The organism is Brevibacillus sp. AG162, assembly GCF_006715575.1.
GTDB classification, from domain to species: domain Bacteria; phylum Bacillota; class Bacilli; order Brevibacillales; family Brevibacillaceae; genus Brevibacillus; species Brevibacillus brevis.
The window spans coordinates 413,006-425,731 of record NZ_VFNO01000001.1; the positions used below are offsets into that span (position 1 = coordinate 413,006).

Genomic DNA, 12,726 nt, shown 5'->3' on the forward strand with positions numbered 1-12,726 from the left:
TTATGTTGTATCCATCTATTGACGAATTGACCCAAAAAGCGGAGAGCAAGTACATCCTGGTGACAGTAGCATCCAAGCGTGCGCGTCAGCTTCGCGAAAACAGCGAAATTCAAGTGGTGAGACCAAAATCCAAAAAGTTTGTAGGTTTGGCACTGGAAGAGTTCATCTCCGACGAGCTCGTTCACGAGTTTTTGGACGGTCGCAAATAAGCAGTCACCTTTAAAAACAACCTCACGAGGTTGTTTTTTTCGGATTTCGGATAGGGGAGAAAGGAGAGAGTGCAGATGCATTCGCTTGCAGGAAAACGAATTGTTCTTGGAGTATCTGGCGGCATCGCTGCTTACAAGGCTGCTGCACTGACCAGCAAGCTGACACAGGCAGGTGCATTGGTGCATGTCATTTTGACAGAGAGCGCTTTACAGTTTATTCAGCCTTTGACGTTTCAAGCCTTGTCTCACCTGCCTGTTTATACAGATACGTTTACGGAGCCAGATCCGCATGTGATTAGCCATATCGAACTGGCTGATCGAGCTGATCTCGTTTTAATCGCGCCAGCAACGGCCAACGTGATTGGCAAAATGGCGAATGGCATTGCGGATGATATGCTGACGACGACAGTACTGGCTACGAAGGCGCCTGTCATGGTCGCACCCGCCATGAACGTCAATATGTACAATCACCCGGCGGTTATCGCAAATATGGATAAGCTTACGGCCTATGGTTATCGGTTTGTTGAACCGGGTGTCGGGCTCTTGGCATGTGGCTGGATTGGCAAAGGACGTTTGGCGGAGCCAGAGGAAATCGTCGAAGCTGTTCGTCAGTGGTTTGCTTCCGATGAGACCAGACAAACGATCCGAGAAAAAGATTTGCAGGATAAGCACGTACTGATCACAGCGGGACCGACGCGTGAAAAAATTGATCCCGTTCGTTACATAACCAATCATGCTTCAGGAAAAATGGGCTACGCCATCGCGGAAGCGGCAAGAGACAGAGGGGCGAAGGTCACACTGATAAGTGGGCCGACTACCTTGGCACGTCCTGATGGAGTAGAATTCATCGCGGTGGAATCGGTACAAGAAATGTTTGATGCCGTTATGGAGCAGTTGCCGCACTGTGACATCGTCGTCAAATCAGCAGCCGTATCCGATTATCGACCAAAGCATGTAGCTGAACATAAGATGAAAAAGGGTGATGGTCCACTCGAACTTTCGCTAGAGAAAGCACCCGATATTTTAAAGACCATTGGTGAGCGGAAAACGAAGCAATTCGTCGTGGGCTTTGCAGCAGAGACCCAAAATGTGTTACAGCATGCCCAGTCCAAGCTGGAGCGAAAAAACCTCGATATGATCGTAGCCAATAACGTATTGCTTGAGGGAGCAGGAATGGGGAGCGATACGAATATCGTGACCTTGCTAACCCGTGGCGGAGAGCAACTGGCATTGGATAAATTGAGCAAGCGGGCTGTGGCAGACAAGCTGTTTGATGCTGTCCTTGCCGTGCAAGAGCATAAACCGCTCCGAGACCTGTCATGATTGCCCAAATTATCGTGGACGTACCGGTCAATCGAACGAATCGACCTTTTGATTACCATGTTCCGCCTTGGCTGCGTCCACTGATTCGCATTGGTAGTCGTGTGGTTGTCCCCTTTGGTCCCCGCCAACTGCAAGGCTATGTCATCGGGATTGTAGAGGATGACGAAGCCATACCAGATCGTTCGCGTCTAAAAGATGTTGTGCAAGTACAAGACGACACTCCTCCTCTTACGCCAGAGCTGCTAAAGATGAGCGAATGGATGTCCAAGCAATACTTGTGTCCGTGGGTAACAGCTGTACAGGCGATGCTTCCGGCTGTGCTAAAAGGGAAGTCGGAGAAGTGGCTGACGGCGACAGACGCATTAGACGAAGAAGCATGCGGGAGATCGGGGCTTCTGTGGGAAATGTTTCGCAAACGGCAAATTCCGCTGACTGAAGTGGAGAAACAATTTGCAGAGGAGTATTTGCTCGTTCCCGGTTGGATACAGAGTGGTCTGCTTGCTACGGAGTATCAAGTAAGGGACAAAATTACCCGCAAGCAGCAATCATTTGTGCGGAGCTTATTGGATGAAGGTAAGCTGGAAGAAGCGATTGGTTCGTTGCCAGCACGGGCGGAGCAGATGCGCCGTGTCCTTCAACTGATGCTCATGCACAAGGAGCAGTCCTTATCTGTACAAATGCTGCGGGATGAATACGGAATTACGCGCTCTCCGCTAAAAAGCCTGGAATCAAAAGGCTGGATCGCGATCGAGCAAGTGGAGGTCTACCGGGACCCGTACGCCAATCGACGTTTCCAGGATAAGCAGAAGCCTGTCTTTACCCCGGTACAGGAAGCGGCACTGAAACCTATCTTGCAATCGATTGAATCGGGAACCTATGCTTCTTACTTGCTGCACGGCGTCACTGGAAGCGGTAAGACAGAAGTGTATCTCGAAGCGATCGAACGCACGTTGGAAAAAGGTCGCGAGGCGATCTTTCTCGTTCCGGAAATTTCACTGACTCCGCAAATGGTGGAGCGCTTCAAAGCTCGCTTTGGTGCAGACGTAGCTGTTTTGCACAGTGCGCTGTCACAAGGAGAGCGCTATGACGAGTGGCGCAAAATCATTCGCAATCAGGTCAAAGTGGTGGTAGGTGCACGATCTGCCATCTTTGCTCCGTTTCGGAATGTTGGTCTGATTGTGATCGATGAAGAGCATGAGAGCTCGTATAAGCAAGAAGAGACCCCGCGCTACCATGCACGGGAAGTAGCCCTGTGGCGAGCGAAAGAAAATCAGGGTGTACTCGTCATGGGAAGCGCGACTCCTGCCTTGGAGACGTATGCACTGGCTACACGAGGCCGATACGAGCTGTTGCGCATGCCGGAGCGTGTCGGGAATCGCCCGATGCCGGAGGTACATGTTGTAGATATGCGCGAGGAGCTTCAGGCCGAGAATCGTTCGATGTTCAGCCGGAAGCTGCATGAGATGATTGCAGATCGACTGGCAAAAGAAGAACAGATGGTCATTTTCCTTAACCGAAGAGGCTTTTCTACCTTTGTCATGTGCCGCTCCTGTGGCTATACGATGCGCTGCGTTCATTGCGACATCTCGCTTACTTACCATAAAACGAATCATACAGCGCGCTGCCATTACTGTGGATACACCATCACACAGCCCAAGCATTGTCCGGAGTGTCAGAGTGAGCATATACGCTTTTTTGGTACCGGAACGCAAAAGGTGGAAGCGGAGCTGGCAAAACTGTTCCCGGGAATCCGGGTCATCCGAATGGACGTGGATACGACCTCGCGAAAAGGCTCTCACGAAGAGCTGCTAAACAAATTCCGTTCGGGTCAAGGCGACGTTTTGCTCGGTACCCAAATGATTGCCAAGGGCCTTGATTTTCCACGAGTAACGCTGGCGGGAATTATTGCAGCGGATACTTCCTTGCATCTGCCTGACTTCCGTGCAGCGGAAAAGACATTTCAGCTCTTGACGCAGGTAGGTGGACGGGCAGGACGGCATGAGCTGGACGGCGATGTCGTAATTCAGACGTATACGCCAGAGCACTACAGCATTGTTCATGCGACCAAGCATGATTATCCCGCATTTTATCAGGATGAAATGATGCAGCGCAGACGAACAGGCTACCCGCCGTATTTCCGTCTCGTATTAATTACGTTTAGCCACGAGGATGTACCTGTTGTTATCCGCGGTGCGCATACAATGGCTGACTATTTGCGGCAGCGTTTGGCACAGACAACAATCCTCTTGGGCCCAGTCGCTTCGCCCATTGCAAGGGTGAAGGATAGATTTCGTTTTCAGATCATGCTAAAATATCGTGATGAACCGCAACTGTCAGACTTGCTCGCTCAGGCGACGGCTGCGTTTGAAGAATGGAACAAACAGCAGAAAGTATTGATGACGATTGACGTCGACCCTTACGTACTGCTTTAGGGAGGATATGAAACACATGGCTATTCGCACAATTGTAAAACATCCAGATCCGATTTTGCGTGAAAAGGCAATGGTTGTAACCAAATTTAATTCCAACTTGCACAAGCTGCTTGATGATATGGCAGATACGATGTACGATGCAGACGGTGTTGGCTTGGCTGCTCCACAAGTGGGCATCTCCAAGCGTGTCATCGTGATGGATTGCGGTGATGGACTGATTGAAATGATCAATCCGGAAATCGTGGAGCATGAAGGGGAGCAATACGATTATCCAGAAGGTTGCCTGAGCATTCCAGGTCTGCAAGGAGACGTTCGCCGCCACAAGTGGATCAAGCTGCGCGGTCATGATCGTGACGGGAATGTGATTGAGCTCGAGGCAGACGACCTGTTGTCCCGCTGCGCTCAACACGAGATCGATCATTTGAACGGTGTCCTCTTTATCGATGTAGCTGACAAGGTGTACAAAGTAAACCCGAACCAGGAAGGGGAGTAACCATTTGAAAGATGCTCGCATCCTGTTTATGGGTACGCCTGACTTTGCTGTATCGAGTCTTACGGCTGTACTCGAAGCAGGCTACAACGTGATTGGAGTCGTCACACAACCCGATCGTCCCGTTGGACGCAAGCAAGTATTGACGCCGCCCCCCGTGAAGGAGGCGGCTTTGCGTCATGGACTTTTGGTATTGCAACCGGAGAAAATCAAGGCAGAAGAAGCCTTGGATGAAGTGTTGGCACTAGAGCCTGATCTGATCATTACCGCGGCGTATGGACAGATTTTGCCTAAAAAACTGCTCGATGCACCGAAATATGGCTGCATCAATGTGCACGCCTCTCTTTTGCCGAAATATCGCGGGGGTGCCCCGATTCATAAATCGATTGTCGAGGGAGAAGCGGAAACAGGCGTGACCATCATGTACATGGTGGAAGCTCTCGATGCAGGGGATATGTTGTCCAAGGTAGTCGTGCCGATTGAGGAGCGCGATACCGTGGGGACCTTGCATGACAAATTGGCTGCGGCAGGCTCTGAGCTGTTGATTTCTACCGTTCCGCGCCTGTTGGCTGGTGAGCTCGCAGCAGCGCAACAGGATCATTCGGCAGCGACTTTTGCCCCGAATATTAAGCGAACAGACGAAAAAATCGACTGGAGCCGTTCTGCGGAACAGATTTACAACCAAGTCCGCGGCTTGAATCCGTGGCCTGTCGCATTTACCACATGCGAAGGCAAAATTTGGAAGTTGTGGTGGGTAGAGAAAATGTCTTCGTCCGGTGAAGGAAAAGAGCCGGGAACGATCATCGCCCGCGAGGAAGACGGGATCGTTGTCGCTTGCGGAAGCGGTGCAGTGAAAATAACCGAATTGCAGCCAGAAGGCAAAAAACGTATGAGTGCACTCGACTTTTTGCGCGGAGCGGGCAGCAGCATTGAAATCGGCACAAAGGTAGGAGAATAGTCCGTGGCAAAAAAGGGAGCTCGCGATATTGCCCTCGATGTTTTGAACAGGGTAGAAGAACATAAGTCCTACAGCAATCTTGAGCTGCGCAATGTTTTGGACCGGGAAAATCTCAGTGCAGCAGATGCAGGGCTGGTGACAGAGCTTGTGTACGGTACCATTCAGCGCAAGTTGACGCTGGATCATGTCCTGTCCCATTTTGTCGGGAATAAAAAGGTCCAGACCTGGGTCCGTAATTTGCTGCGTCTCAGCTTGTATCAAATTCGCTTTTTGGACCGTATTCCTGAGCGTGCTGCCGTACACCAGGCGGTTGAAATTGCCAAAAAACGCGGTCATCAAGGGATTGCTTCGATGGTCAACGGTGTTTTGCGCAATGTATTGCGCCAGCCGGATGTGTGGGAGCGTCAGCCAAAAGGCGGCCGTGCCTTGCAAATCGCCGTAGCGTATTCTCATCCAGAATGGCTTGTGCGTCAGTGGCTTGCCGTATATGGCGAAGAGACGACGATTGCGATTTGCGAAGCCAACAACAGAACTCCGCATAGCTCTGTCCGGGTCAATGCATGGAAAACGACGAAGGATCAAGTGCTGGACAAGCTGGCGGAGGAAGGACTGGAAGGACAAGCATCGTCTGTCAGTCCTCATGCCATTCTGATGGAAGGCGGACATGCAGCAGGCTCTCGCTTGTTCAAGGAAGGCTACTTCACGATCCAGGATGAGAGTTCCATGCTCGTAGCACCAGCTCTTGCTGCCCAGCCAGGCATGCGTGTACTGGATGCTTGCGCGGCACCTGGTGGAAAAACAACGCACATAGCGGAAATGATGGAAAACCACGGGCAAATCATTGCGAGTGACGTGCATCCGCACAAACGCGATCTGATTGCTGGTGCAGCGAAAAGACTCGGAATTACGATCATCGAGCCAATCGTTAGTGATGCGCTGGACCTACCAGAAAAAGCGCTGGGAACTTTCGATCGAATCCTTCTGGATGCGCCATGCACCGGATTTGGCGTGATTCGTCGCAAGCCTGATCTAAAATGGAACAAAACGCCTGAAGATGTCCGTGCGATTGCTCAGCTACAGTACGAACTGCTCAAGACATTGGCGCCAATGCTTGCTCAGGGTGGTGTGATGGTTTACAGCACATGTACGATCGAGCCGGCAGAAAACCAGGAGATAGTTCGCCGCTTTGTCGAAGAACACCCTGATTTCGTATTCGATGATACACTGGCACAAGACCTGCCTGAGGCTGTCAGAGTGCATATCGATGAAACCGGAGCCTGCGTACAAATTTTGCCTCACCATTTCGAGAGTGATGGATTCTTTATCGCGCGATTGAAACGAAGAGGGTAAGGAAACGGACGTACAAACAAGGGGTGGCGCACCAACTGGTGGAAAATGCCACTCCTTTGCCTTTGTTTGCGAGCGCTCGGATTGGTTTACACTAGGAAAAGTGACGCATTTATGAATCTGGATGTCAAAACCGTTTGAAGCGAGACGCCCCACGAGGTACAATGATAGAATGGATTTAGGCAAGCAATGATTTTGAGGATGTGGAGATAGAATGCCATTAACGACATTTACTGGCGCAAAGCCGCTTATTTACAGTTTGACGCAAGATGAAATGAAGGAATGGCTGGTTAGTGCCGGCGACAAAGCATTTCGCGCGCAACAAATTTTTGACTGGCTATATGTAAAGCGCGTCACTTCTTTTGAAGAGATGAGCAATTTGTCCAAGGAGTTGCGCCAAAAGCTGGCAGAAACATTCCGCATGGAGCCACTCAAAGAAATCACGCATCAGGAGTCGCAGGATGGGACGATCAAGTTTTTGTTCCAGCTTGTCGATGGCCATGCGATTGAGACCGTGATTATGCGTCATAACTACGGAAACAGCATTTGTGTTACGACACAGGTTGGTTGCCGTATTGGATGTACGTTTTGTGCGTCTACACTAGGTGGATTAAAGCGTAACCTGGATGCAGGTGAAATCGTCTCTCAAGTATTGACAGCACAACGCAGATTGGATGCGGAAGGTGAGCGTGTCAGTCACGTAGTCGTCATGGGGATCGGGGAGCCTTTCGAGAACTTCGAGAGCTTGATGGCGTTCTTGTCCGTCATCAACGATAACCGTGGACTGAATATCGGTGCTCGACACATTACGGTTTCCACCAGTGGAATTGTGCCGAAGATTTACGAGTTCGCTGAGCGAGGCGGACAAGTGAACCTGGCGATTTCCCTGCACGCTCCAAACACGGAGCTGAGAAGCCAGCTGATGCCGATCAACCGGGGCTTCCCGCTTGCGAAGCTGATGGAAGCATGTCACCATTACATTAACAAAACAGGGCGCCGCATTAGTTTTGAGTATGGTCTGTTTGGTGGGAAAAACGATCAGCCTGAGCATGCAGAGGAACTGGCCGAACTCATTGGCGACATGCTTTGCCACGTGAATCTGATCCCGGTGAACTACGTACCAGAGCGTGATTATGTGCGTACGCCACGCAATGAGATTTTTCAGTTCAAACGCATTTTAGAAGAAAAAGGAATCAATGTGACCATCAGACGCGAGCAAGGCAGTGACATTGCTGCTGCTTGCGGACAATTGAGGGCACAACACGCTAAAGAAACCGTGGGGTGATGCCATGGAAATCGCGATGAAATCCCATGTTGGCCGCGTTCGTCAGGTTAACGAGGACTATTATGCCTGTGTGACCGATTTAAACGGACGCGTGCTCGCCATTGTAGCAGATGGTATGGGTGGCCATCAGGCTGGTGATATCGCCAGTCGCCTTGCTGTTGAGCGAATAGTAAAAGAACTGCGTCACCTAGATGGAGACCTCGAAGCAGAGGATGTGCGTGAGCAATTGATGAACGCCGTCCTACTTGCGAATAAAGAAGTCTATGAATATGCGGTTGAACATCCGGAGTGCAGTGGCATGGGCACAACTGTGGTTGCTGCCTTGTTCGACCAATCCTCCGTGATTACCGCGCATATTGGCGACAGCCGTCTGTATTTTTACAACCAAGACGGACTGGTCTTGAAAACAGAAGACCATTCCCTTGTAAATGAGCTGGTGAAAAGTGGACAGATTACATCCGAGGAGGCGTCTGTCCACCCTCACCGCAACGTTATTATGCGTTCGCTCGGGACTGAACCGGATGTGCTCATTGATCTTGGGCAGTTTGAATGGTCAGAGGGTGATATCGTCTTGATTTGCTCAGATGGACTGAGCAACAAAGTCAGTCATCCTTCCTTAGAAGAAAGTATGCAGAAACAGATATCGTTACAAGCGAAGGTGGACGGTTTGGTGCAGGAAGCACTGGATGCCGGTGGGGAAGATAACATAACGCTGGTTGCCGTACGAAATACGCTTGATGCCGGTCAGAAAGAGGGGTGAGAGAGATGGAAGGTCAACGACTGGGAGGACGATACCAAATAGAATCCCGCGTCGGTGGGGGCGGTATGGCCATTGTATACAAGGCCAAAGATTTAATTTTGAATCGTCCAGTGGCAGTCAAAGTGCTGCGTTCACAGTTTGGTACGGACGAAGATTTCGTCAATCGTTTCCGACGTGAAGCGCAGGCGGTGGCGAGCTTATCTCACCCCAATGTGGTTGGGGTGTATGATGTCGGTCAGGAAGGCGATACCCATTACATGGTGATGGAGTACATAGAAGGCTATACGTTGAAAGAGGTCATCATTCAACGTGGTGCGCTGCCGGTAGAAGAGGCAGTGCGGATCGCCGAGCAAATTTGCGATGCACTCGATCATGCGCATCAAAACCAGATCATTCATCGAGATATCAAGCCGCATAACATTATGATTGGAAAAAATGGTCGGGTGAAGGTTACGGACTTCGGGATTGCGCGAGCCGTTACTTCAGCAACGATTACGCATACGAATGCGATGCTTGGCTCTGTCCATTATTTTTCACCAGAGCAGGCGCGCGGTGGGATTACCGGGGAAAAATCCGATATTTACTCGCTGGGGATCGTCTTGTACGAAATGGTGACAGGTGAACTGCCGTTTTCCGGTGATTCCCCTATATCAGTGGCGCTCAAGCATTTGCAGGAGCCGCTTCCAGAGCCGCGCCAAGTCAATCCGGCTATCCCACAGAGTGTGGAAAATGTCATTTTGAAGGCGCTGGTAAAGGATCCGTTTCTCAGATACGCATCTGCGAGTGAAATGCTAGAAGATTTGGAGACCTGCCTGTTCCCAGAACGATTAAACGAAGAAAAGCTGACGTTCCCGGTGGATGAAGAGATGACCCGAGTGGTGCCGATCATCACACCTGACATGCTCGAAGGCCATACCAATGGCAAAACCGGAGGAGCGGGGCGTAGCCGCTATGAGCAGCGTTCGGAAGAAGAAGATGCCAAACCAGCCAAGAAACAATGGTGGGTCAAAGCCCTGTTGTGGGTAGGTGGTATCGGACTGTTTTTCGTACTGGCATTCTTCGGATTTAACTTACTGTTGAATCTGTTCCCGTCCGTTCCAGAGGCACAGGTACCTCATGTGGAAGGGATCGAAGTGACGCTCGCTGAGAAGAAGATTCAGGATGCCAAACTTGTTGCCCGTATCGTGGAAGAAGCCAATGATACAATAGAAAAGGGAATGGTGATACGCCAGGACCCTGCACCTCCCATGCGGTTAAAGGAAAATTCCGTTGTGACCTTGTTTGTAAGCAAAGGACAACAAGAGATCAGCATGCCGAATTTGGTTACGTTGCCGCGAGCAACCGCAGAGGAAGCATTGAAAAGCAATGGCTTCAAACTGGAGAATGTCACTTTTGTAGAGGAAGAGGACGACAAGGCCGAGGTAGGAACGGTTATCAAGCAGTCTCCAGCCGCAAATGAAAAGGTGTTCCCGACCAAAACGAATGTGACAGTCACGATTAGTAAAGGAAAAGCCTTCGTGAAAATGCCGGATGTCCGGAATAAATCTGTAGAGGCTGCGCAAGTAGAATTGTTCAAAAAAGGGCTGTCTGTCGGGAAAATCACCGAAGTGCCTACTTATACGACCGACAAACCAGGCATTGTTCTCAGCACTCACCCATACGATCCGGGAATGGATGTGCAAAAGGACGTAGCGATTCCGCTTGAGGTCAGCAATGGCCAATACCCGCAAGACGCCAAGACTGGAACTTCACCTGTCTATGTGGATGTGATGCCAGGTGATACGTTGGAAGTGCAAATTGAAGTAACGGATGCTAGTGGAACGAAGGTTGTGCTGACTGAGCCTGTATCCGAAAGCAAAGAATACAACGTGCCATACGTAGTGTCGCCTCAAAAAGATGCGTTGATCAGGCTGTTGGTCAAAGGGCCGAACATGAACAACTTTATGGAGGCACAAAAGTATTCGATTTCCTATAGCAGCTTGCCATAGTGTAGTGGAGGGACATGAATGCCAGAAGGACGGATTGTGAAAGCGCTCAGCGGTTTCTATTATGTAGCCGACGAAGGGCGAATCTACAGTTGCCGTGCACGAGGGCTCTTTAAGAAAAAAGATGCAAAAGTAAATCCACTGGTTGGGGATTGGGTCGTCTACGATGCGATCAATGAGGAAGAAGGCTATATCATGGAGGTGGGCGAACGGACGAATGAGTTGGTTCGTCCGCCCATTTCCAATGTGGATCAGGCGGTACTCGTCTTTTCGATGTACAAGCCGATGTTTAGTCCGTTACTGTTGGACAAGTTCCTGACGCACACGGAGCATGCAGGGATTGATTCCGTGATTGTCCTATCGAAAGCCGATCAAGTGTCGGAAGAAGAGGTAACCGAAATCGTGGAGACGTATGAAGCGATCGGGTACCGCGTGATTCCCACCTCAACAAAGGATGAACGTGGTGTGGAGGACGTGCGTGAGATTTTACGGGACCGTATTTCGGTTTTTGCAGGTCAGTCAGGTGTAGGCAAATCCTCCCTGATCAATATGCTGTTTCCGGGTGTCAGCCTGCAGACAGGAGATGTCAGCCAAAAGCTCGGACGCGGAAAGCATACAACGCGTCACGTGGAGCTGATTCCGCTTGAGGGCGGCGGATATGTGGCAGACACACCGGGCTTCAGTTCACTGGAGTTTATCGATTTCTCCGAGCTTGATCTGGCGGAAGCCTTCCGGGACTTTGCCGACCGCAGCTCGGAATGCAAGTTCCGTGGCTGTCTTCACGTTAGTGAGCCAGCCTGTGCTGTGCAGGCCGCACTGGAAGCCGGTGAGATCAGTGAACAGCGCTATGAACACTACAAACAATTCCGCGAAGAGCTAAAAGAATACCAACGGAGGAACAAACCATGGTAAAAATCGCACCTTCTATCCTATCTGCTGATTTTGCCCGTCTGGGTGAAGAAATTCTCGATGTCGAGAAGGGAGGAGCAGACTGGATTCACGTGGATGTAATGGATGGACACTTCGTTCCAAACATTACGATCGGCCCTCTGATTGTGGAAGCGATTCGCCCAGTGACCAAGCTGCCGCTCGATGTACACTTGATGATCGAGGAACCAGATCGTTACATTCCGCAATTCGCGAAAAGTGGGGCAGACTGGATTACTGTTCATCAGGAAGCATGCCGTCATCTGCATCGCACGCTGCACTTGATCAAGGAGCAAGGCGTGAAAGCGGGAGTGGTATTGAACCCGGCCACACCGATTTCCACGATCGAGCCAGTCCTTGCCGATTTGGATATGGTTCTCCTCATGACAGTGAACCCTGGTTTTGGTGGACAAAAATTTATTCACAGCGTTGTACCAAAGGTTGCCCAGTTGCGTCAAATGCTGAACGAGCGTGGCTTGGGGCATGTGGAGATCGAAATCGATGGCGGTGTCAATGCACAAACAGCACGTTTGTGCGAGGAAGCAGGAGCGACTGTCCTCGTTGCGGGAAGCGCAGTATTCAATCAAGCAGATCGCGGTCAGGCAATCGCTGCGATTCGTGGACAGTAGGAATAACACTTAGCTGCTGTAAGCTGACGACGATATGCAATCGGCGTCAGCTTTTTTGTGCTTTCCTCTGTTGATAGTTCGTTCGTAATCATCTGAATATTATAACTAATTATGTGATAAATCAATTAATAATAAAAATAAAAGTATAATTATAGTTCATACTACAAATAGAATAAAATCGAATTAATCTTACTCCAACAAGGATTACTGGCGATATGTGGTAAGGGTTAATTAACAAAAATAAAACATTTTGGAAAATATTGCTTTTTAATAAATATAATGATTAAATCAAATTATCCAGATAGTGGTAAATATTTCCTATCTGAGAGATACTGGCCAGTATCAAGAAATGTTGTCGCCCTCTAAAAAAATCAGGAGTTG

Annotated in this window: 11 protein-coding genes; all 11 read left to right on the forward strand. The window is 50.0% G+C overall.

Features of this window, described 5'->3' with window-relative positions; translation table 11 throughout:
- Positions 1 to 2 precede the first annotated feature (2 nt).
- The 11 genes from rpoZ to rpe all read left to right on the forward strand — a co-directional run bounded on the left by rpoZ (position 3) and on the right by rpe (position 12,345).
- Positions 3 to 209: a DNA-directed RNA polymerase subunit omega gene (gene rpoZ / locus FB479_RS01945; RefSeq protein WP_106653312.1), complete on the forward strand. Its 207-nt coding sequence runs from the start codon at positions 3 to 5 to the stop codon at positions 207 to 209.
- 75 nt (positions 210 to 284) lie between these two features.
- Complete coding sequence (gene coaBC / locus FB479_RS01950) at positions 285 to 1,532, forward strand: bifunctional phosphopantothenoylcysteine decarboxylase/phosphopantothenate--cysteine ligase CoaBC (protein ID WP_106653313.1); 1,248 nt, start codon at positions 285 to 287, stop codon at positions 1,530 to 1,532.
- A complete protein-coding gene (gene priA / locus FB479_RS01955; protein WP_142061937.1) occupies positions 1,529 to 3,964 on the forward strand; it encodes a primosomal protein N' in 2,436 nt (811 codons plus the stop codon). The genes coaBC and priA overlap by 4 nt, the downstream gene beginning before the upstream one ends.
- Positions 3,965 to 3,980: 16 nt before the next feature.
- Entirely contained in the window at positions 3,981 to 4,457 is a 477-nt protein-coding gene (def, locus tag FB479_RS01960; protein ID WP_106653315.1) for a peptide deformylase, read from the forward strand.
- Between the two features lie 4 nt (positions 4,458 to 4,461).
- Positions 4,462 to 5,412 (forward strand): methionyl-tRNA formyltransferase, encoded by a 951-nt coding sequence (gene fmt, locus FB479_RS01965; protein ID WP_142061940.1) that lies wholly within the window; start codon positions 4,462 to 4,464, stop codon positions 5,410 to 5,412.
- 3 nt (positions 5,413 to 5,415) lie between these two features.
- On the forward strand, positions 5,416 to 6,762 hold the full coding sequence (gene rsmB, locus FB479_RS01970; protein ID WP_142061943.1) for a 16S rRNA (cytosine(967)-C(5))-methyltransferase RsmB: 1,347 nt from the start codon (positions 5,416 to 5,418) through the stop codon (positions 6,760 to 6,762).
- Positions 6,763 to 6,973: 211 nt separating this feature from the next.
- A complete protein-coding gene (gene rlmN, locus FB479_RS01975; protein ID WP_106653318.1) occupies positions 6,974 to 8,044 on the forward strand; it encodes a dual-specificity RNA methyltransferase RlmN in 1,071 nt (356 codons plus the stop codon).
- Positions 8,045 to 8,048: 4 nt separating this feature from the next.
- On the forward strand, positions 8,049 to 8,804 hold the full coding sequence (locus FB479_RS01980; RefSeq protein ID WP_106653319.1) for a Stp1/IreP family PP2C-type Ser/Thr phosphatase: 756 nt from the start codon (positions 8,049 to 8,051) through the stop codon (positions 8,802 to 8,804).
- A gap of 5 nt (positions 8,805 to 8,809) precedes the next feature.
- Positions 8,810 to 10,792 carry a Stk1 family PASTA domain-containing Ser/Thr kinase gene (pknB, locus tag FB479_RS01985; RefSeq protein ID WP_142061946.1) on the forward strand — a complete coding sequence of 661 codons (1,983 nt, stop codon included), beginning with the start codon at positions 8,810 to 8,812 and terminating at the stop codon, positions 10,790 to 10,792.
- An 18-nt stretch (positions 10,793 to 10,810) separates the two neighbouring features.
- Positions 10,811 to 11,701, forward strand: a complete 891-nt coding sequence (rsgA, locus tag FB479_RS01990; RefSeq protein WP_106653321.1) for a ribosome small subunit-dependent GTPase A — start codon at positions 10,811 to 10,813, stop codon at positions 11,699 to 11,701.
- Positions 11,695 to 12,345, forward strand: a complete 651-nt coding sequence (rpe, locus tag FB479_RS01995; RefSeq protein WP_106653322.1) for a ribulose-phosphate 3-epimerase — start codon at positions 11,695 to 11,697, stop codon at positions 12,343 to 12,345. The genes rsgA and rpe overlap by 7 nt, the downstream gene beginning before the upstream one ends.
- Positions 12,346 to 12,726 lie beyond the last annotated feature (381 nt).

Coding starts and splice junctions, on each gene's coding strand:
- rpoZ (WP_106653312.1), top strand. CDS start 3: ATGTTGTATCCATCTATTGACGAATTGACCCAAAAAGCGGAGAGCAAG.
- coaBC (WP_106653313.1), top strand. CDS start 285: ATGCATTCGCTTGCAGGAAAACGAATTGTTCTTGGAGTATCTGGCGGC.
- priA (WP_142061937.1), top strand. CDS start 1,529: ATGATTGCCCAAATTATCGTGGACGTACCGGTCAATCGAACGAATCGA.
- def (WP_106653315.1), top strand. CDS start 3,981: ATGGCTATTCGCACAATTGTAAAACATCCAGATCCGATTTTGCGTGAA.
- rlmN (WP_106653318.1), top strand. CDS start 6,974: ATGCCATTAACGACATTTACTGGCGCAAAGCCGCTTATTTACAGTTTG.
- FB479_RS01980 (WP_106653319.1), top strand. CDS start 8,049: ATGGAAATCGCGATGAAATCCCATGTTGGCCGCGTTCGTCAGGTTAAC.
- pknB (WP_142061946.1), top strand. CDS start 8,810: ATGGAAGGTCAACGACTGGGAGGACGATACCAAATAGAATCCCGCGTC.
- rsgA (WP_106653321.1), top strand. CDS start 10,811: ATGCCAGAAGGACGGATTGTGAAAGCGCTCAGCGGTTTCTATTATGTA.
- rpe (WP_106653322.1), top strand. CDS start 11,695: ATGGTAAAAATCGCACCTTCTATCCTATCTGCTGATTTTGCCCGTCTG.